Origin of the sequence: Pseudomonas sp. PDM20 (assembly GCF_014852575.3) — a bacterium.
In the GTDB taxonomy this organism is placed as follows: Bacteria; Pseudomonadota; Gammaproteobacteria; order Pseudomonadales; family Pseudomonadaceae; genus Pseudomonas.
In genome coordinates, this window is the sequence record NZ_CM181224.1 from 1,970,659 (window position 1) to 1,990,640 (window position 19,982).

General features: G+C 57.8%; 22 protein-coding genes and 2 tRNA genes. 17 read left to right on the forward strand and 7 right to left on the reverse strand.

Translation table 11 applies throughout. From position 1 onward, the window contains the following. Positions 1-18: 18 nt before the first annotated feature. Complete coding sequence (locus tag IB261_RS09335) at positions 19-1,302, reverse strand: NAD(P)/FAD-dependent oxidoreductase (protein ID WP_045217794.1); 1,284 nt, start codon at positions 1,300-1,302, stop codon at positions 19-21. Between the two features lie 186 nt (positions 1,303-1,488). Here IB261_RS09335 and IB261_RS09340 point away from each other — a divergent pair. After that, a tRNA-Val gene (locus tag IB261_RS09340) sits at positions 1,489-1,565 on the forward strand. Positions 1,566-1,851: 286 nt separating this feature from the next. Here IB261_RS09340 and IB261_RS09345 read toward each other — a convergent pair. Further along, complete coding sequence (locus tag IB261_RS09345) at positions 1,852-2,166, reverse strand: hypothetical protein (RefSeq protein WP_081518109.1); 315 nt, start codon at positions 2,164-2,166, stop codon at positions 1,852-1,854. A gap of 734 nt (positions 2,167-2,900) precedes the next feature. Between IB261_RS09345 and IB261_RS09350 the strand changes: the two genes are divergently transcribed. Then, positions 2,901-3,422 carry a DUF4946 domain-containing protein gene (locus IB261_RS09350; protein WP_081518189.1) on the forward strand — a complete coding sequence of 174 codons (522 nt, stop codon included), beginning with the start codon at positions 2,901-2,903 and terminating at the stop codon, positions 3,420-3,422. A 70-nt stretch (positions 3,423-3,492) separates the two neighbouring features. On the opposite strand, the gene IB261_RS09355 is transcribed toward IB261_RS09350, so the two are convergent. Beyond that, complete coding sequence (locus IB261_RS09355; protein ID WP_045217792.1) at positions 3,493-3,717, reverse strand: hypothetical protein; 225 nt, start codon at positions 3,715-3,717, stop codon at positions 3,493-3,495. A gap of 443 nt (positions 3,718-4,160) precedes the next feature. Then, the gene (locus IB261_RS09360) at positions 4,161-4,514 is read right to left on the reverse strand and encodes a histone-like nucleoid-structuring protein, MvaT/MvaU family (protein WP_081518110.1); all 354 of its coding nucleotides are present in this window, start codon (positions 4,512-4,514) and stop codon (positions 4,161-4,163) included. Positions 4,515-4,768: 254 nt separating this feature from the next. On the opposite strand from IB261_RS09360, the gene IB261_RS09365 reads away from it, so the two are divergent. The 15 genes from IB261_RS09365 to IB261_RS09435 all read left to right on the forward strand — a co-directional run bounded on the left by IB261_RS09365 (position 4,769) and on the right by IB261_RS09435 (position 16,216). Beyond that, the gene (locus tag IB261_RS09365) at positions 4,769-5,602 is read left to right on the forward strand and encodes an alpha/beta fold hydrolase (protein WP_192382097.1); all 834 of its coding nucleotides are present in this window, start codon (positions 4,769-4,771) and stop codon (positions 5,600-5,602) included. Between the two features lie 241 nt (positions 5,603-5,843). Continuing rightward, entirely contained in the window at positions 5,844-7,766 is a 1,923-nt protein-coding gene (thrS, locus tag IB261_RS09370; protein WP_192382099.1) for a threonine--tRNA ligase, read from the forward strand. Further along, positions 7,766-8,317 carry a translation initiation factor IF-3 gene (infC, locus tag IB261_RS09375; RefSeq protein ID WP_174824622.1) on the forward strand — a complete coding sequence of 184 codons (552 nt, stop codon included), beginning with the start codon at positions 7,766-7,768 and terminating at the stop codon, positions 8,315-8,317. The genes thrS and infC overlap by 1 nt, the downstream gene beginning before the upstream one ends. A gap of 60 nt (positions 8,318-8,377) precedes the next feature. Further along, a complete protein-coding gene (rpmI, locus tag IB261_RS09380) occupies positions 8,378-8,572 on the forward strand; it encodes a 50S ribosomal protein L35 (protein WP_017516491.1) in 195 nt (64 codons plus the stop codon). Between the two features lie 21 nt (positions 8,573-8,593). After that, positions 8,594-8,950 (forward strand): 50S ribosomal protein L20, encoded by a 357-nt coding sequence (rplT, locus tag IB261_RS09385; RefSeq protein ID WP_003099086.1) that lies wholly within the window; start codon positions 8,594-8,596, stop codon positions 8,948-8,950. Positions 8,951-9,047: 97 nt separating this feature from the next. Next, the gene (gene pheS / locus IB261_RS09390; protein ID WP_024763164.1) at positions 9,048-10,064 is read left to right on the forward strand and encodes a phenylalanine--tRNA ligase subunit alpha; all 1,017 of its coding nucleotides are present in this window, start codon (positions 9,048-9,050) and stop codon (positions 10,062-10,064) included. Positions 10,065-10,098: 34 nt separating this feature from the next. Next, a complete protein-coding gene (gene pheT, locus IB261_RS09395) occupies positions 10,099-12,477 on the forward strand; it encodes a phenylalanine--tRNA ligase subunit beta (protein ID WP_192382101.1) in 2,379 nt (792 codons plus the stop codon). A gap of 3 nt (positions 12,478-12,480) precedes the next feature. Then, on the forward strand, positions 12,481-12,783 hold the full coding sequence (gene ihfA / locus IB261_RS09400) for an integration host factor subunit alpha (protein WP_003090661.1): 303 nt from the start codon (positions 12,481-12,483) through the stop codon (positions 12,781-12,783). Then, complete coding sequence (locus tag IB261_RS09405) at positions 12,764-13,120, forward strand: MerR family transcriptional regulator (RefSeq protein WP_015476661.1); 357 nt, start codon at positions 12,764-12,766, stop codon at positions 13,118-13,120. Before ihfA ends, IB261_RS09405 begins: the two co-directional genes overlap by 20 nt. 85 nt (positions 13,121-13,205) lie before the next feature. Next, positions 13,206-13,282, forward strand: a tRNA-Pro gene (locus tag IB261_RS09410). Between the two features lie 581 nt (positions 13,283-13,863). Next, positions 13,864-14,301: a hypothetical protein gene (locus tag IB261_RS09415; RefSeq protein WP_124122238.1), complete on the forward strand. Its 438-nt coding sequence runs from the start codon at positions 13,864-13,866 to the stop codon at positions 14,299-14,301. 87 nt (positions 14,302-14,388) lie between these two features. Continuing rightward, positions 14,389-14,667, forward strand: a complete 279-nt coding sequence (locus tag IB261_RS09420; RefSeq protein WP_124122237.1) for a helix-hairpin-helix domain-containing protein — start codon at positions 14,389-14,391, stop codon at positions 14,665-14,667. Between the two features lie 75 nt (positions 14,668-14,742). Then, the gene (locus IB261_RS09425; protein ID WP_126633096.1) at positions 14,743-14,934 is read left to right on the forward strand and encodes a hypothetical protein; all 192 of its coding nucleotides are present in this window, start codon (positions 14,743-14,745) and stop codon (positions 14,932-14,934) included. Positions 14,935-15,035: 101 nt separating this feature from the next. Beyond that, positions 15,036-15,539: a hypothetical protein gene (locus tag IB261_RS09430; RefSeq protein WP_071537465.1), complete on the forward strand. Its 504-nt coding sequence runs from the start codon at positions 15,036-15,038 to the stop codon at positions 15,537-15,539. Between the two features lie 413 nt (positions 15,540-15,952). After that, entirely contained in the window at positions 15,953-16,216 is a 264-nt protein-coding gene (locus IB261_RS09435) for a hypothetical protein (RefSeq protein WP_192382103.1), read from the forward strand. Between the two features lie 190 nt (positions 16,217-16,406). Here the strand turns inward: IB261_RS09435 and IB261_RS09440 are convergent, their stop codons facing one another. From IB261_RS09440 to IB261_RS09450, 3 genes are all read right to left on the reverse strand, one after another. Next, a complete protein-coding gene (locus IB261_RS09440) occupies positions 16,407-16,826 on the reverse strand; it encodes a group II truncated hemoglobin (protein ID WP_192382105.1) in 420 nt (139 codons plus the stop codon). Between the two features lie 203 nt (positions 16,827-17,029). Next, entirely contained in the window at positions 17,030-18,883 is a 1,854-nt protein-coding gene (locus IB261_RS09445; protein ID WP_192382107.1) for a DNA/RNA helicase domain-containing protein, read from the reverse strand. A 22-nt stretch (positions 18,884-18,905) separates the two neighbouring features. Further along, positions 18,906-19,334, reverse strand: coding sequence for a nucleotide pyrophosphohydrolase (locus IB261_RS09450; protein ID WP_079383335.1), 429 nt, complete (start codon positions 19,332-19,334; stop codon positions 18,906-18,908). Positions 19,335-19,982 lie beyond the last annotated feature (648 nt).

Genomic DNA, 19,982 nt, shown 5'->3' on the forward strand with positions numbered 1-19,982 from the left:
GCGGTGAGAAGCGAGGCGTCAGATGCCCAGCTTGTCGCGCATGGTGTAGTACCAGGCGCCGATCGCGGAGAACGGAACCTGGAACATGCGGCCGCCCGGGAAGGGGTAGTGCGGCAGGGTGGCGAAGGCGTCGAAACGCTCGGCCTGGCCGCGCAGCACTTCGGCCAGCAGCTTGCCCGCGAGGTGGGTGTAGGTCACACCGTGGCCCGAGCAGCCCTGGGAGTAGTAGATGTTGTCGCCGATGCGACCAACCTGCGGCAGGCGCGAGAGGGTCAGCAGGAAGTTGCCGGTCCAGGCGAAGTCGATCTTCACGTCCTTCAGCTGCGGGAACACCTTGAGCATCTTCGGACGAATGATCGCTTCGATGTTCGACGGGTCGCGTGCACCGTAGACCACGCCACCGCCGAAGATCAGGCGGTTGTCGCCGGTCAGACGGTAGTAGTCGAGCAGGTAGTTGCAGTCCTCGACGCAGTAGTCGGTCGGCAGCAGGGACTTGGCCAGGTCGGCGCTCAGCGGCTCGGTGGTGATCACCTGGGTACCGCACGGCATGGACTTGGAAGCCAGCTCTGGCACCAGGCCGCCGAGATAGGCGTTACCGGCTACCACGATGAACTTGGCCTTCACACGACCCTTCGGGGTGTGCACGACCGGGTTGGCGCCGCGGTCAATCTTCACGGCAGGGGACTGCTCGTGGATCACGCCGCCGAGCGACTCGACGGCGGCGGCTTCGCCCAGGGCGAGGTTCAGCGGGTGGATGTGGCCGCCGCTCATGTCGAGCATGCCGCCGACATAGCTGTCGGTGCCGACGACTTCACGGATGCGCTTGGCGTCCATCAGTTCCAGCTGGGTATGGCCGAAGCGCTCCCACAGCTTCTTCTGCGACTCCAGGTGGCCCATCTGCTTGGCGCTGAGGGCAGCGAACACGCCACCGTCCTTCAGGTCGCACTGGATGTTGTACTTGGCGATGCGCTCGCGAATGATTCGGCCGCCTTCGAAGGCCATGTCGCCCAGCAGTTTGGCCTGCTTGGCGCCGACGGTGCGTTCGATGACGTCGATGTCGCGGCTATAGCTGTTGACGATCTGACCGCCGTTGCGGCCCGAGGCACCGAAGCCAACCTTGGCGGCTTCCAGTACGGTGACCTTGAAACCGTTTTCCAGCAGGAACAGGGCGGTCGACAGGCCGGTGTAGCCTGCGCCGATCACGCAGACATCGGTTTCCACCTCGCCTTGCAGTTCAGGACGGGCCGGGACCGGGTTGGCCGAAGCTGCGTAATAGGAGGAGGGGTAGGAGGTGTGCGGCATAATGCACCTGTGTTTGTTATTTTTTACGAGATGTGCGGATGCTACCTGAGTCGAATCAGACCGGCTAGTGCCCGTGCAAAATAATTTACGGACGGTCGAACATAAAAAAATTCACTTTTTCAGTGGCTTAGCTGAAAAAAGTGCTTGACGCTCTAAAACGATCGCGTAGAATGCGCCCCACACGACAGGCACATAGCTCAGTTGGTTAGAGCACCACCTTGACATGGTGGGGGTCGTTGGTTCGAGTCCAATTGTGCCTACCAAACATAATCGCTTCGGCGATTTCAGAAAGGGCGATCCGAAAGGGTCGCCCTTTTTGTTTTGCGCGTTTCTTTTCTGAGTCGGGAAGCGCCTGCATGCTCCGTTGCTTCGGCTTGGCGCGCCTGCTGCTTCTGATTTGGGTTGGTACGGCTTGGCGGAGCTTCTGTCTGTTCGCTTGGCAAGCCTTCCTTATATAGAGAGCCTGAATTCATTCGCGTGCAGTTCGTGTGTGTGCCCGTGCTGCTCTTCGGCAGTAGGAGTGTGGGGCGAGGGTTAAAGGTGCCGGCCCTAGTTCATGGCGTTCCTGCGTTCGCTGGAGGCTTCGTACTGTCGGCACTTCTGTTCGGCGTTGGCGGACGCCTGATCGGGAGTCTGGTTGCCGTGGTAGCCGAAGCGCACGAAGTACCTGACGATCACCTGCGTATCAGCGTCAAGCTTGGCGCTACCCTCGTGAATGGCTGCGATGGCCTGCTGTTCGGTTTTCCCCTCGTTTCGGTACAGCGCTCCCGCACGTGCAAACAAGCCGATGCCGGTGCAGAAGTCAGACGCTTGAGCGCTGCTGGCGAGGGTCATGAGCAGGAGCATCGCTGTGAGCTTGTTCATTTGGCCTCACTGAGCCTGCAATTTGGTTCTGCCTGTCAGTATGGAGTCTGCTGCGGTCTTCTGCTCGTCCGGCGGGGCTCATCTTCAGGGGGATCGGGCGGGGCGGGTCGTAAACAAAAAACGCCCGATGCTGTGCATCGGGCGTCGTCTTATCGGTGGTTTTCAAAGCCGGGGCCGCCGCCGTGACCGCCACCTCCATGGTTGCTTCCGCCTCCTGGGCCGCCGCCCGGGCCGCCGAAGGGTGGGAAGAACGGCCAGCAGCCGGAGAGCAATACTAAGGTGGTGAGCAGAGCGGCTTTGGTCAGCTTGGACAACATCGAGACACCATGAGGCGGGAAAAAACGGCGCAAAGTAGACCCGCAGGCGGCGCGGGTGTCTCGAAGAATTTGGTATCGGCAAGGTAAGTATTGTGTCGGCGCCGATGCATGACCGGCGGCGATGGAAGGGATTGTGCCGGCGGCACTAACGAGAAGCCCCGCACCTGGAGAGAGCGGGGCTTCAAGACGGCAACTCAGGGGATTGCGAGCTGGCCGGTCCTTCGGCTGCACTGTGGACTGTAGCTCCGGCCTGGCGTCCTTCCAGTGGTTGGCTCGTCAGGTGTCGTCAGTGGCACTTGGCGCTGGATGGGCGGTTCGGTAGGGTCGCCCTTCCGTTGGTTCTCCGAAGGGCGGCTGGCCCGCGAAATGACAGGGGAGCCTGCTATGGTGTCCGTTGAGGTGTGCCCGGAGGTGGTGATGAGCGGTCTGCGATCCTGGTTGTTGCTCAGCGTGTTGTGGGTGCCGCTACCGGCGTTGGCGGAAATGCAGGTGATCTGGCCGCAGGGTTGGGAAGTTTCGCGCTCGCCAATGGATGCGGCAGCTGATGCGCCCGTGGTTCGTCAGCGTGGGGTGCGCATGGCGGAGGATGGCTCCCAGGACCTGATCATGGAGGTTACCCGCAGTCGACTTGGCTCTGCCGCCCAGGTCAGTGTCGAGAATGTTATCGTCGAGATGCGCAAGGCGCTCCAGAAGGACTTCATGCGCCAGGGGTTCCAGGCAGCGTGCAGCAAGCCTCTGGATGCAAAGCTGGGTGGGCTGGCGGGGCTGGAAGTGCATTGCGGCATCAGCCAGAACGGCACCGAGGTGCTCAAGCAGACCGTTCAGGTCGCATTGGGTGATGGGGCGGCGTACTCGCTGACCTATGCGGCACCATCGGAGCGCTATGCGGCACTGATGGCGGAGATCGAAGCGGTGAAGGCGGGCATCAGTCTGAATTGAGGTGCTGCCTCTATAGGAGAGGCAGAAAAGCAAAAGCCCCGCTCATGCGGGGCTTTTTTCGTTTTCAGGCTCAGGCAGCGATAGTGGCTTGCACTCGCTGAATCACCGCGCTCAGCGGTGCCTCGCCCTGGTACTGCTGAGGGTAGAGGCGTTCGGTGTGCTTGGCGATGCCATGCTCGTTCACCAGGGTGAAGCTGAAGCCGTGCTTGCGCTTGGCCTGGATGACGCAGTTCAGAGGGGCGAAAGCCGCCGAGAGGGTGCGAATCGCCTCCTGGATTTGCAGGGAGGTTTTCATTGTCTTGTCTTTCCAAATAGGTAACGGTCCTATGACCGTCGAAATCGTCAAAAGCTCCGGGTGCGATCTGAGAATGCAGAAAACGTATGACCGGAATATGGCAGCGATTGGAAACTTGAGGGTCTGTTCGCGTCAGGCTGCGATGTTGGGTGAAAGCAGAGGATCTGACGTGGGGCGCTGATCGCTCGGGCAAATGTTCCTGGCGCGGTTGGCGTGCTCTGGAATCGATGCGGAGGATGCGCTGGCCGTGGCCCTGTAGAGCCCAGCTTCTGCCCTGGATCAGGTAGGGAGTGCTGGGAGGGGCGACCTTGGGTTTGGTGCTCGCTGTCAGCCAGTATAAGGATTTCTTCTAACGATGGCTAGTTTTTATACAGCCGTCTGTCAGAAGTCGCCGAGCGAGGGAGAGATTCCGCGGAGCGGGAGCGCTCCGCGGAACATCAGCATTACTGCAGCCAGGATTCCACGGTATCGCCACCGTATTGTTGTTTCCAGGCTTTCAGGGTCTTGTGGTTGCCGCCCTTGGTCTCGATGGTCTCGCCGTTGTGCGGGTTCTTGTAGACCTTCAGTTGGCGGGTGCGGCGCGGCTGTTGTGCGGCAGCCGGCTCGGTGGAATTCTGCGGGTCGAGAATGTTGATGACGTTGCGCAGGTTCATGCCGTACTGGTCCATCAAGGCTTGCAGTTGATCCTTGAACTCCAGTTCTTTCTTCAGGCCGCCATCGCTCTTGAGTTTCTCGAGCAGGGCGAGTTGTTCCTGGAGTTTGCGCTCGGCTTCGCGGAATTCCGCAAGTTTGGACATCTGGGTGCTCCCGTATGCAGGGTGATTAGTACGGCGCGATTCTGTGTTCTTGTGATTGTTCGCGTCAACTGAATATATGAATTGTTGCGATTGGGAGGCACGCTTTAAATGTTAAGGGCGCATGAAGGGTTGGTCGATTAATTGATCAATGAGGGATAATGCCCAGGCTAAAGGGTGTGGCGGTATTTTTTGTCGATCAATAACCCCTGCGAAATCTGTGTGCTTTATTGTGGTGCGTTGCGTGCGAGTGCTGGATGAATAACGAGATAGTGCAATACCGGGTCAATGATTATGAACTGACGTGCCAGGTCGCCGGGCAGGGCGTGCCGCTGCTGCTTGTGCATGGGTCACTCTGTGACTACCGCTACTGGCAGGGGCAGGTTCAGGCGTTGTCTGCCCGTTATCGTGTGTTGGTGCCCAGCCTGCGCCACTATTTTCCCGAGCAGTGGGATGGCGCGGGGCCGGGTTTTACAACGCAGCAGCATGTCGATGATCTGTTGGCGTTGCTCGATCAGTTGCCCGGTCCGGTTCATCTGCTGGGGCATTCGCGGGGCGGTAATATCTGTCTGCGTGTGGCGCTGGCGGCTCCGCAGAAATTGCTCTCGTTGACGCTCGCCGATCCCGGCGGCGACTTTGCCGATGATGTTTTTGCGGGGGTAAATATCGAAGCGCCAGTATCTCCCGTGGCGCGTAATCAGTTTCGTCAGCAGGCGCTGGAGATGATTCGAGCAGGGGCGGTGGAAGAGGGGCTGCAACTCTTCGTCGATACTGTCAGTGGTGCGGGAGTCTGGTCGCGGTCTTCCCGGCAATTCCGCGAAATGGCGACAGCTAATGCCATGACATTGGTTGGGCAGGTCGCCGATCATCCCGTGCCTATAAGACATGAGCAGATCCTGCAATTGCAGTTGCCGGTATTGCTGATCGGCGGGGCAAAAAGTCCGGAGCCGTTTCCGCGAATCATCCAGGCATTGCAATCGACACTGGTGGATGCGCGCTCGGTGACGATTCCTGGTGCGTCCCACGGCATGAATGTGATCCGCCCTGCGTCGTTCAATCGCAGCGTGTTGGAATTTGTCGAGCAGTACTGAGCGAAGTCAGGCTTGCCGCTCGTCAGCTTCCTTAACTTGCAGTAACATCCCACGCCTTGCCCGCTATCGTTTGCGGGCAGGTTTTCGATTTCTTCCAGTGATCTACGTCCGCGCGCGAATGCGCAGGGTGCCGACAAGGCGCCTGCCACTGTGAGGCAGGCTTACCCGGCGGGCGACGCTTACTGGCACATCCCAACCCATGTGGCCTTTCGTAGGGGTCACCACTAGGAGAGGAGGCGCCATGCCCATCATTACTCTTCCCGACGGTAGTCAGCGTTCCTTCGATCATCCGGTCAGCGTGACCGAGGTGGCGCAATCCATTGGCGCGGGACTGGCGAAAGCCACCCTGGCCGGCAAGGTCAACGGCCGACTGGTCGATGCCTGCGACATCATCGACAGCGACGCGACCCTGCAGATCATTACCCCGAAGGACGAGGACGGGCTGGAAATCATCCGCCACTCCTGCGCTCACCTGGTGGGCCATGCGGTCAAGCAGCTGTACCCGACCGCCAAGATGGTTATCGGCCCGGTGATCGACGAAGGCTTCTATTACGACATCGCCTTCGAGCGCCCCTTCACGCCGGAAGACATGGCTGCGATCGAAAAGCGCATGGCCGAGCTGATCGAGAAGGACTACGACGTCATCAAGAAGATGACGCCGCGTGCCGAAGTCATCGAGACCTTCAAGGCTCGTGGTGAGGAATACAAGTTGCGCCTCATCGACGACATGCCGGACGAGAAGGCCATGGGCCTGTACTTCCACGAGGAGTACGTGGACATGTGCCGCGGCCCGCACGTGCCGAACACTCGTTTCCTGAAGGCCTTCAAGCTGACCAAGATTTCCGGTGCCTACTGGCGTGGCGACTCGAAGAACGAGCAACTGCAGCGCGTCTACGGCACCGCCTGGGCGGACAAGAAGCAACTGGCTGCCTACATCCAGCGCATCGAGGAAGCCGAGAAGCGCGATCACCGTCGCATCGGCAAGCAACTCGACCTCTTCCACCTCCAGGAAGAAGCTCCTGGCATGGTCTTCTGGCACCCGAACGGCTGGACCGTTTACCAGGTGCTCGAGCAGTACATGCGCAAGGTGCAGCGCGACCACGGTTATGTGGAAGTCCGCACCCCGCAGGTCGTCGACCGCATCCTCTGGGAGCGCTCCGGCCACTGGACCAACTACGCCGAGAACATGTTCACCACTTCGTCGGAAAGCCGTGACTTCGCGGTCAAGCCGATGAACTGCCCATGTCACGTGCAGATATTCAATCAGGGCCTGAAATCCTACCGCGACCTACCGCTGCGTCTTGCCGAGTTCGGTGCCTGCCACCGCAACGAGCCGTCCGGCGCGCTGCACGGCATCATGCGCGTGCGTGGCTTCACCCAGGACGACGCCCACATCTTCTGCACCGAAGAACAGGTGAAGAAGGAAGCGGCCGACTTCATCAAGCTGACCCTGCAGGTCTACTCGGACTTCGGCTTCACCGATGTTTCCATGAAGTTGTCCACTCGTCCGGCCAAGCGAGTCGGTTCCGAAGAATTGTGGGACCGCGCCGAAAGTGCGCTGGCCGACGCTCTGAACGAATCCGGCCTGGAGTGGGAATACCAGCCGGGGGAGGGGGCTTTCTACGGTCCGAAGATCGAGTTCACCCTGAAGGACTGCCTCGGCCGTAACTGGCAGTGCGGCACCCTGCAGTACGACCCGAACCTGCCGGAGCGTCTGGATGCCAGCTATATCGCCGAGGATAACAGCCGTACCCGCCCGGTCATGCTACACCGCGCGATCCTAGGCTCCTTCGAGCGCTTCATCGGCATGCTCATCGAGCACTATGCCGGCCTGTTCCCGGCGTGGCTCGCACCGACCCAGGCAGTAGTGATGAATATCACTGACAAGCAGGGCGAATGGGCTGAAGAAGTGGTGCGTCAGCTCGAGCAAGGCGGATTCCGTGCCAAGTCTGACTTGAGAAACGAGAAAATTGGCTTTAAAATCCGCGAGCATACTTTGCTCAAGGTTCCCTATCTGCTGGTTATCGGCGATAGAGAAGTTGAATCGCAGGCCGTCGCCGTACGTACGCGCGAAGGGGCAGACCTCGGCTCGATGCCGGTCGCCCAGTTCGCTGAGCTGCTCGCTCAGGCGGTTTCCCGGCGTGGTCGCCAAGACTCGGAGTAATCATTATTAAGCGTGAAATGAGACAGGATAAGCGGGCTGTCCCGAAACCGCCGATCAACGAGAACATCACCGCCCGTGAGGTTCGCCTGATTGGTGCTGACGGTCAGCAGATTGGTGTGGTCTCCCTCGATGAGGCTCTCCGTCTGGCTGACGAAGCCAAGCTGGACCTGGTGGAAATTTCTGCTGATGCGGTGCCCCCTGTCTGCCGCATCATGGACTACGGCAAGCACCTCTTCGAGAAGAAGAAGCAAGCCGCTGCTGCGAAGAAGAACCAGCACCAGCAACAGATCAAAGAAATCAAGTTTCGTCCAGGGACGGAAGAAGGGGATTACCAGGTAAAACTACGCAACCTGGTACGTTTCCTTAATGAAGGGGACAAGGCCAAGGTATCGCTTCGATTCCGTGGTCGTGAGATGGCCCACCAGGAGCTGGGCATGGAGCTGCTGAAGCGAGTCGAAACCGACCTCGCCGAAGTCGGCACCGTGGAACAGCATCCTAAGCTGGAAGGACGCCAGCTGATGATGGTCATCGCTCCCAAGAAGCGTAAATAACCTCCCGGGCACTGGCAGGCCTGATGGTTATCAGTTGTTAACGAATGCGGAGTACCAAACATGCCAAAGATGAAAACCAAGAGTGGCGCCAAAAAGCGCTTCAAAGTGACTGCTGGTGGCATCAAGCACAAGCACGCTTTCAAGAGCCACATCCTGACCAAAATGACCACCAAGCGTAAGCGTCAGCTGCGCGGCACTTCGATGCTCGCTGCTTCCGACGTTCGCCGTGTAGCGCGCTCCCTGCGTCTGCGTTGATTTCTGGTAGAGGATAAATAAATGGCTCGTGTTAAGCGTGGCGTGATTGCCCGTCGTCGTCACAAAAAGATTCTGAAGCTCGCAAAAGGCTACTACGGCGCGCGTTCGCGCGTGTTCCGTGTTGCCAAACAGGCGGTAATCAAGGCCGGCCAATACGCCTACCGTGACCGTCGTCAGCGCAAGCGTCAGTTCCGCGCCCTGTGGATCGCCCGTATCAACGCTGGTGCTCGTCAGAACGGTCTGTCCTACAGCCGTCTGATCGCTGGCCTGAAAAAGGCGGCCATCGAGATCGACCGTAAAGTCCTGGCCGATCTGGCTGTGAACGAAAAAGCGGCGTTTACCGCGATTGTCGAGAAAGCGAAGGCCAGCCTGGCTTAAGCCCCACGACAGTTACCGGATCTCGGTCCGGACGTAACGTCACCGATAGGGGAAGAGCCTTACCGCTCTTCCCCTATTTTGTATCTGGAGTTGGTACATGGAAAACCTGGACGCGCTGGTCTCGCAGGCCCTGGACGCCGTGCGGAACACCGAAGACGTCAACGCCCTGGAGCAGATCCGGGTTCACTACCTCGGCAAGAAAGGCGAGCTGACCCAGGTCATGAAGACCCTGGGCGACCTGCCGGCCGAAGAGCGCCCCAAGGTCGGTGCGCTGATCAACGTCGCCAAGGAAAAGGTTCAGGATGTGCTGAACGCCCGCAAGGCTGAGCTTGAGGGCGCCGCCCTCGCCGCCAAGCTGGCTGCCGAGCGCATCGACGTGACTCTGCCGGGCCGTGGCCAGTCCTCCGGTGGCCTGCACCCGGTCACCCGCACCAAAGAGCGCATCGAGCAGTGCTTCACCCGCATCGGCTATGAAGTGGCCGAGGGGCCGGAAGTCGAAGACGATTACCACAACTTCGAAGCGCTCAACATTCCGGGCCACCACCCGGCTCGTGCCATGCACGACACCTTCTACTTCAATGCGAACATGCTGCTGCGCACCCATACCTCGCCGGTACAGGTCCGCACCATGGAAAACCAGAAGCCGCCGATTCGCATTGTCTGCCCGGGCCGCGTCTACCGCTGCGACTCCGACCTGACCCACTCGCCCATGTTCCACCAGGTCGAAGGTCTGCTGGTCGATGAAGACGTCAGCTTCGCTGACCTCAAGGGCACCATCGAGGAATTCCTCCGCGCCTTCTTCGAGAAGGAATTCTCAGTCCGCTTCCGTCCGTCCTTCTTCCCCTTCACCGAGCCTTCGGCGGAAGTCGACATCCAGTGCGTGCTCTGCAGCGGCAAGGGTTGCCGCGTCTGCAAGCAGACCGGCTGGCTGGAAGTCATGGGCTGCGGCATGGTCCACCCCGACGTGCTGCGCATGTCGGGCATCGACCCCGAGAAATACCAGGGCTTCGCCTTCGGCATGGGGATCGAGCGCCTGGCCATGCTGCGCTATGGCGTGAACGACTTGCGCCTGTTCTTCGACAACGATCTGCGGTTCCTCGGCCAGTTCCGCTAGCCCGCACGACCGTCAACGCATTTAGGAGAGCAGGATGAAATTCAGTGAACAGTGGCTGCGGAGCTGGGTAAATCCGCAGGTATCGCGCGACGAGCTGGTCGCTCGTCTGTCCATGGCCGGCCTTGAGGTCGACGCCGTGATCCCGGTTGCCGGCCAGTTCAGCGGTGTGGTCGTAGGCGAAGTGCTGTCGACCGAACAGCACCCGGACGCCGACAAGCTGCGCGTCTGCCAGGTCAGCAACGGTTCGGAGACCTTCCAGGTCGTCTGTGGCGCGCCCAATGTGCGCCCGGGCCTGAAGATCCCCTTCGCCATGATCGGCGCCGAACTGCCGGGCGACTTCAAGATCAAGAAAGCCAAGCTGCGCGGCGTTGAATCCAACGGCATGCTCTGCTCGGCCAAAGAGCTGGAAATCAGCGAAGAGAACGCCGGCCTGATGGAGCTCGCCGCAGATGCGCCGGTGGGCGCCAACGTGCGCGACTACCTCGAGCTGGACGACGCCTCCATTGAGATCGGCCTGACCCCGAACCGCGGCGACTGCCTGTCCCTGACCGGCCTCGCTCGCGAAGTCGGCGCGCTGTACAGCGCCGAGGTCAAGCCGGTGGTGGTCAATGCCGTTGCCCCGCGCATCGACGAGGTTCGCAGCATCGAGCTGCTGGCGCCCAAGGCTTGCCCGCGCTACCTCGGCCGCGTTATCCGCAACGTCGACCTGAGCAAGCCGTCCCCCCTTTGGATGGTCGAGCGCCTGCGCCGTTCCGACATCCGCAGCATCGACGCCGCCGTCGACATCACCAACTACGTGATGATCGAACTGGGCCAGCCGATGCACGCTTTCGACCTCGACGAGATCAAAGGTGGCGTGCGCGTGCGCATGGCGGAGGAGGGCGAAAAGCTCGTTCTGCTCGATGGTCAGGAAGTCACCCTGCGTGCCGATACCCTGGTGATCGCCGACCACGAACGCGCCCTGGCCATTGCCGGCGTGATGGGCGGCGAGCACAGCGGCGTCAGCGCCAAGACCCGCGACCTGTTCCTCGAAAGCGCCTTCTTCGACAACATCGCCGTCGCCGGCAAGGCCCGTTCCTACGGCCTGCACACCGATGCCTCGCACCGCTTCGAGCGTGGCGTGGATTCGCAGCTGGCCCGTCGCGCCATGGAGCGCGCCACAGAACTGCTGCTGCAGATCGTTGGCGGCGAAGCTGGCCCGATCGTCGAGCAAGCCAGCGAAGCCGATCTGCCGAAGGTCGCACCGGTCACCCTGCGTGCCGAGCGCGTCACCCAGATGCTGGGCATGACCCTGGAAAACGCCGAGATCGAGCGTCTGCTCACTGCCTTGGAGTTCGACGTCCAGAAGGCCGGTGCCGATGCCTGGACCGTGGGTGTGCCGAGCCATCGCTTCGACGTCTCCATCGAAGTTGACCTGATCGAAGAGCTGGGCCGCCTGTACGGCTACAACCGTCTGCCGGTTCGCTACCCGCAGGCTCGCCTGGCACCGAACACCAAGTCCGAGTCCCAGGCGGAGCTGCCGGCACTGCGCCGCCTGCTGGTCGCGCGCGACTACCAGGAAGCCATCACCTACAGCTTCATCGATCCCAAGCTGTTCCAGCTGTTCCACCCTGGTGTCGAGCCGCTGATGCTGGCCAACCCGATCTCCGCCGACATGGCCGCCATGCGCGCCTCGCTCTGGCCGGGTCTGGTGAAGTCCCTGCAGCACAACCTCAACCGCCAGCAGACCCGCGTGCGTCTGTTCGAAAGCGGCCTGCGCTTCGTCGGCCAGCTGGAAGGTCTGGTGCAGGAAAACATGCTCGCTGGCGTCGTCTGCGGTGCCCGTCAGCCGGAAGGCTGGGCCAACGGCCGCGAGAGCGTCGATTTCTTCGACGTGAAAGCCGACGTCGAGGCGCTGCTGGGTAACGCCGGCGCCCTCGAAGCCTTCACCTTCTCCCCGGCCGAACACCCGGCATTGCATCCGGGGCAGACCGCCAAGATCGAACGCGATGGCGTGCTGGTCGGCTACCTGGGCGCCCTGCACCCGGAGCTGGCCAAGGCGCTGGACCTGGATCGCCCGGTCTACGTCTTCGAGCTGGTACTGGCCGAAGTCGCCAAGGGCCGCCTGCCGAAATTCAGCGAGCTGTCGCGCTTCCCCGAAGTGCGCCGTGACCTCGCGCTGATCGTCGATCTGGATACCCCGGCCGAATTCGTCCTGGCAAATATCCGTGAAACGGCGGGCGAATGGCTGACGGACCTCAGGCTCTTTGACGTCTACCACGGTAAAGGCATTGATCCGCTTAGAAAAAGCTTGGCCGTTGGCTTGACCTGGCAGCATCCATCACGCACTCTTAATGATGACGAGGTGAACGCGACTACGCAGAATATCGTCGCCTCGCTGGAACAAAGGTTCAACGCCACGTTAAGGAAGTAGCGTATGGGGGCTCTGACGAAAGCTGAAATTGCTGAACGTCTGTACGAAGAGCTGGGCCTGAATAAGCGGGAAGCTAAGGAACTGGTGGAGCTCTTCTTTGAAGAGATCCGCCAGGCGCTGGAGCATAACGAACAGGTGAAGTTGTCGGGTTTCGGCAACTTCGATCTGCGCGACAAGCGCCAGCGTCCCGGACGCAACCCGAAGACGGGAGAGGAAATCCCGATCACAGCCCGGCGCGTCGTCACCTTTCGTCCAGGGCAGAAACTGAAGGCCAGGGTTGAAGCTTATGCTGGAACCAAGTCATAACGACGAGTTGCCCCCCATCCCGGGCAAGCGCTATTTCACCATCGGTGAAGTCAGTGACCTTTGCGCGGTGAAGCCGCACGTGCTGCGGTACTGGGAACAGGAGTTCCCGCAACTCAACCCGGTCAAGCGAAGGGGCAACCGGCGCTACTATCAACGCCAGGACGTGCTCATGATTCGCCAGATCCGTGCGCTGCTCTACGATCAGGGCTTCACCATCGGTGGAGCCCGTCAGCGCCTTACCGGCGATGAAGCCCGCGAGGACGCCACCCAGTACAAGCAACTGATCCGGCAGATGATCGCCGAATTGGAAGATGTGCTGCATGTGCTGCGCAAGTAACTGAAAAAAATGAAAAAAGCACTTCTCCAAAGCAAATGCTTGGAGTATAGTGCGAGCCGCTTCTGAGGGAACTTGGAAGCAACGTCGGGGCGTAGCGCAGCCTGGTAGCGCACTTGCATGGGGTGCAAGGGGTCGAGTGTTCGAATCACTCCGTCCCGACCAAAAATCCCTAGAAAATCCAGTCACTTAGCGGTGACTGGATTTTTTTATGCCTGATGCTTTTGTGGCGCTTCTGAATTTTGCCCCACTTTTTGCCCCACTTTTTGCCCCACCCGAGATTTTGGAGTGCTATCTCCCTTCTTTTGATGGTGAGTTGGCCCCTTCAGGCATTGGATGGGGGCGATGCATTTGCTGACTGGCTTGGGGCGAGCTCACAGGGGTAATAGGATTGCTGCGCAGATAGGCAACAACACTCTGCTCTTTGGCGGGGCGGGTGCATCTTCCCCTTTTCTGCTCTTCGCGACAGGCAGCAATCAGCCAGAAGCGGCTCCTCGAGTAAGGTGGCTGAAGCCTTGTCACGAACTGCAGTAACCGGCCAAACCAGGCGATGGACACACTGCTAGCGACTTCGTAATCTCCATGTAGGCCATGTCGCTTTTTCTCCCTGCCCCATGTCGCGTTTCAACCGCGCCTTGCTAGCTGATGAAGGACTGACAGGGCGACAAGGAACGTTATGCGACATAAGTGACGTAAAAAATCACCCAGCATGTGTCGCCTACTTATAGTTAGCCCTAGGTATGCGCATGACAAACAAATACGAAGCCCTAAAACGGTTTGTAATTCTCATGTACGTGCTCTTTACAAGCGCGCTTTTATACGCGATAAGCCTAACCGACATGAGAGGTCTTGATGAGGCTGCATTCTCAAGATTCGCAGTATTCTTTTGGGGCGGCTGTTTCTCATTTCATTACCTAAGCATGCTGCTGCCTGTGCCAGCAAACGAAAGCAACTCAAGTCACTGGAGGAGCCTTGCTGGTCAGTTGGCTATTTTACTAGCAATAATTTCACTTACATTTCTGCTAATACTTGGCGTCGCAAATGTAGTGCTAATACTTAATCTTTCAGTCTGGATATATGTCGGCCTAGCTATATTTATTTTTGGCTCGGGATTAGCCCTATCAATTTCCAATGCAATGGAGTTCCATAAAAAGCTAAATCTTCTACTGGCCTCCAAAGGCTAACAGATGGTTCAAAGTGTTCGCTTCGCTCACTAGGACGGGCTAAAGCCCGCCCCTTAACCAAACCTTAGGAACCTCCTAGGAAAATTTATGCTCGAGCACGTAAATATTGAAGATCTGTACAGAGTCGAAGGCCCGCTACCAAATCATCTGAAAATTGAAGGAGCGCTCTCTTCGCTAGGTGGCCCAGGGTGGGATGGTTTTGGCTTTAAAGTCAGAGTACTAAAAGAGCTTGGCTATGACGTCGATGCAAAAGGTAACACCGACGCAATGAAAATCAGAGCCTACAACGCAGCAGCTGACGCAATTAACAAGCTAGGCTCTAAAATTACCGCCAAGAAACTACTTTCCGAGCTGGGCATTTTCTAACAATACGCTCAAAGCGCAACTTCGTTCGCCGGGACCGGCAAAACCGGCCCCTTAGCTTAATCGTTAGAGGTAGAAATGGAAGCACCTTCTGTACGCAACTCGATTAAAGATTCGGCCAAAGATATTACTTATCATGTAATGGCTTACCGAGCGCTGACCCGTCCAGAATTGGTCCAGGCTGTTGGCTACTACAATTCAACTACAAAGAAAAAGCCAAAGCGCGGCTCTTCTGTAACAGTCATTACAATTATTGGTGCGCACTATTAATTAAAAATTCTTACCGCTCGCTTTGAGCAAACCTCTAACAATTCGCTCGCCGGGACCGGCTAAAGCCGGCCCCTTAGCTTAATCGATAGGTGCATAGAATCATGGCCGAGCCAGACATAAGCGAAGTAGTCACTGAAGCGAAAAAATTCAGACTCAAGTTGGAGTGTTCCAAAAAAGCGAATATCCGGTTAATTACGGAGGATTTTCCGGTCATGAACTGCAAGCTATCTTCCTTGCTGTTTACTTATCATGCCTTGCAAAAATGGCCGTCTATTGTCATATATGGCGTTAGCGGAAGAGCCATCAATCATGGTGGGGATGATGCAATATCCCATTACTGGCTCGAGTACAAAAAAACTGCAATTGACTTAACAGCCGATCAATACAATTTTATTGAAGAAAAATGTCTTAATAATAATATAATTAGAAGTAGGCCATTTAAACCCGTATCCACAGGGCGCATTGGCAGTATGAAAAATTACAAGCTATTCAATATCGTAAGTAGAGATACTTATATCTACGGCCTGCCGGGGTTAGCTGAGGATTTCCTTCATGACCTTCATGCTAGCTATGAGGCTCTAGAAGGCCTGGCAGTATGCATCTAACAAACGGTTCAAGTCGTTCGCTTCGCTCGCTCGGGACCGGCTAAAGTCGGCCACTTAACTAAACGTTAGCCGCTAGGGGTTTCTGTGCCCGACTCATCATTAGCGGAAATTATTACAGCCATCGCAGCCAGCGCAGGCGCGATAACCGCCGCAATAGGAGTTAACACATGGAGATCTGAGCTCAAAGGAAGGGCTGAATTTGATGCTGCAAGAGGCCTGATGCGGTCTGTGTATAAGGCTAGACAATACATTGCATCAGTAAGATCACCTCTAATATTTTCACATGAATTCCCTGTCGAATATAAAGACGCATCGCCAGACAGAACTCCCGAGCAAGAAGAAAATGGCTATGCTCATGTATTCAAAAACGCTGGGAGCCTTTCTCTCCTACGATAGAAGAAATCGAATTAAACATGATCGAGGCAGAGATCTTGCTGGAAAAATATGTAGTCGGCGCAACAAAAGACTTCATGCAGCACATCATAAGACTTCGAGCGTCAATAGAGGCTCTTATCGAAGAAAAATCTAGCCATATTAAGTCCGTCGACAAAGATTTCTCTATGATGCTACGCCGAGATGTCTTCGACACAAAATCAAAAGGAAACGAGCGAAGCTTAAACTTCGAGAGCTCCGTTTTATTGCTTGAGCGTTTAATGGTCAAACATTTGAAGGGCTAACAATGCGCTCAAATCGTTCGTTGGAAGCGCGTTCCGCTACCCCTTAATTTAATCGTTAGGGGCCGATTGAGATCGAAAGTCGCCTGATGTGAGGGGGCCGCTTTTGGCCGATGTCTGCCCGTCACGACGGGCAGACATCGGCCAAAAGGAACCTCGGGTGGGCAAAGGCCGGGCAGGTGGTGGAGGTGGCTCAGCCGTACCGCGTCTGGCTCGCTTGCACCACCCGGTGTGCCGGCACGCGCAGTTGCGTCAGCAGGTATTCGGCGAACTCCAGCGAGAAGGGCTGCAGGGCAATTGCGCGCTCCATGCAGCTCAGCCAGGCGGCGCTGCGGGCTTCGTCGATCGGCCATTGGGCGTGGAAGGACGGGATGGAGATGGAGCCGTATTTTTCACGGAACAGCCTTGGGCCGCCCAGCCAGCCGCTGAGGAAGCAGGTCAGTTTGTCGCGAGACTGTTCCAGGTTTTCCGGGTGCATACGGCGTAGGTCGGCCGCGTCCGGGAGTTCGTCTATCAGCCGGTAGAAGTCGTCGACCAGGCGGCGCAGGCCGTCGATGCCGCCAGCGGCTTGGTAGGAGGTATCGCCTGTGCCGAAGGGGAGGGTGCTGCTCACGGACGGGGCTCGCTGAAGTCTGGGAACCGCATCTTACTCGGCGCACCAGCGGATGATCAGTTGGCATTTCGTCGCGTTCCGTGAGGAACTTGGGGGCATGCCGTGCCGTTGGCGTTCACCTGAAAGATGCGCGCCGGGCGCCCTCCTCGCGAGTCACCTAGTCAGAGCCTGCGGAGACACTGAGGTGTTCGCCCGCCTTGCCGTCAGGTCAATGTTGAGCGGAAAAAGGCTGCAGTCTCTGCGTCTGTGCAGTAGACGTAACAGCCTTTCAGGCCCCTGGTCATGAGCGTCCGATAGGTATTCTTGATGATCAGATCAGTTTCTCGCCGGGCAAATTCAGGATTGGCCTTGCTCAGCTTCTTGTACCCGCGGATGGACTTATCGTGCTGGTCGCGTTTCTCGGGAGCTGTGATGACTTGTCCGTTACGTACGATGAGGTCGGGACCAATGATCACGCCGATGTAGTCCACTTCCAGGCCCTGACAGGTATGGATGCATCCCACCTGCTCGATGGAGCGGTCGGCAATGATCCATAGGCTACCGTCTTGGCTTAGGTTCCATTGCCGTCGGTAATCGCCAATGACGATGTCATCGGCTGATGGATCTTTCTTGCTGCGCCAAGGCCAGCAGTACCCCGCTACTACTCGAGCCTTGTTATGGGCATTCTGGGCTTCGATGGCCTCATGCAGCGCCTGAGGACTATCGAACACCTGGAAGTCGTAGTCGTGTGGGTCGAGGCGATCATTGGCGGTCGGCCGAATGTCCAGCACGTTATCGAGCCACGCAAGATAGCCATCCGAGCCGCTGCAGCGGAACTGTGATGCCAAGCTGTACCCTTCGACCACTGCTCCCTTGGCTTCTGCAAAATGCCGTATAGCCTGCTTGCTGCCGATGTCGCTCAACGTTACGCGTTGGTCTTCATCGATGAAGAAGACCGTGCACTTGGACGCCCCGATTAGCTCCTTGATTTGGTTCTCACCCAGGTTGGCATACAAGCCACTCTTTTCATTCAGGCGGTGCGCCTCATCCACGATGAGAACATCGAAGAGGTTTGGCTCGGCATCGATGAACGAGCCGGAGCCGGTGAACATGTGTGAGAACTTCGTGCGGGTGAGTGTGCCCACCAGTTTGGTCTCGTAGACCCGTCGTGGTGCTGCATTCTTCGAGACGTACTTGCCGACCAACCCGAGTGAAGTCAGCTTCACGAGGAGATTCAGCGCCAAGACGGTTTTGCCTGTCCCTGGTCCGCCTTCGATGATGAGTACCCTTGGCTGCTCGGCCGAGGAGGACTTTGCAGCTGCGAGCGCTGCTTCATAGACCTCCTTCTGGTCATCGATAAGGACAAACTCCGGATTGCCCTTCAGTAAACCCGTAAGGGAGTCGGCCAGGGCTTTCGACGGACGAATCCTGCCATTGGCCAGTTCGTACAGTACGGCTTTGTTGTCGCCGGAGTGGATGTACCTGCGAATGAAGGCTCTGAGCTGCTCGAGTTCGTCTTTTCCCTTGAGGAAGAGGGGGGCCTTGTCGATGTAGGGCTGGTAGTGAGGCGCATCAATGACGCCGTCACGGGCGTAATTGTGCAGGTAGGCGCATGGGCGAAGCGCGATGCTCCGTTCATAGACCGCTTCGTTGAAGCCTTCGAGCAGAGAGGCGTATGACCAGGCTTGGTAGGACGGATGGACTGTCTCGTTCAAGCCCTTGCCAAGCGCAGTGACGACGATCGCATCCTTCTCCGACAGCTTTGAGGAACTCCACTGCTTGAGTTCAACGAGGACTGCATTCTTCTCGCCTGCTTCGCCATGGCCGGTCAGCGTGAAATCGATTCGCTTGGACGATTGCGGCAGGTGTAGCTCGATTGCGAGGCCGGTGTCATTCGGTACCGCCTCATCACGTAGGACCTTGGCCATGTACCCCAGCGAGCCTTTCCAGGAAGCAACTTCAGAGCGGCCGACCCCCTTGCCCGTTTTCGCCGTGTAGTGGGCGAGAATCACATCCTCGATATCGTCGTTGTCACTGTCGTGGAGGAATTGCTGCTTGGTGGCTTCGTAGACGATCACGCTCTCTTCCCTGAACCTGTTTTCAAAGCTGGTCGTATTTCTTGCTAGTGCCGTGGGCCTTGCTGACGGGGTATTTCTCCCCGTTGAGTTTCAGCTTTTGTTTGACGGCAGCGTTGAGGTCCACACCCAGCACGTCCGCCAGCCTGACCAGGTACATCAAGACGTCTGCCAGCTCTTCTCTGATGGCTTGACTGTGCTCTGGGTGGTTGGCCGCCGATCGCGAATCCTCTTCGCTCATCCACTGAAATATCTCCGTCAGCTCGCCGGTCTCGCCGGTCAGGGCCATGACGAGGTTCTTCGGGGAGTGGAATTGATGCCAGTTCCGAGCGCTTGCGAACTCTTCAAGCGCCTCGGCAAGAGGGGATACATCGACGAGAGGTTCCAAGGGATGCAAAGCCTCCAGATAGGGTTTGGCGATCAGCTCGTCTGTCTGAAATGACTTGCCGAACATTCTGAAAGACAGATTGTAAGGCTTTCCATCGTGGATGCGGCAATGCTCCGCGTCTTGAAGCCAGTCTCAGGCCTGTTGCAGGATCTATTTTCCTGCAATGGATGTAGTCGCCAATGACATTGCTTACGCAACTAACAGACCGAGTTGCAGTACAAGAAGCCATTTACGAGTTCGTAGCCTTGGGCAGGACGGTCTCCCCACTCGTTATGGATTCGATAAGTCACGTGACTACCGGGGGCGGGATCCTCGGACGGGTGCGGGCTACGACTTCAAGGCGATTGCCTGCGTTGCGTCCGGCAAGCAGTACCCAGACCTCAGAGCGGTTCTCAGGTGGCGAAGCAACGGTAGTACCTGCCCTCACTGCGCTTGGCTGCAGCATCATCCGCATAGGTGAAAACTGGACTGAAGACGAAGTGGTCGCGATGGTTGTGAACTACCTCGAGGTGCTCCACGCACAGTCTCAGGGGGGCTTACAGCACGCACACATGGCGGGCTTGCGCAAGCAGGAGTCAGTTTGACTCTGACTGACGATGCCTGATTCCTTCCTTTCAGCTTGTCGTAATACAGAGAATGATGACATCAGATCCGCATGGAGCAATCGTATCGGTCTGATGGTCATGTCGCTGATGGCGCGTACCGCCTGATCGA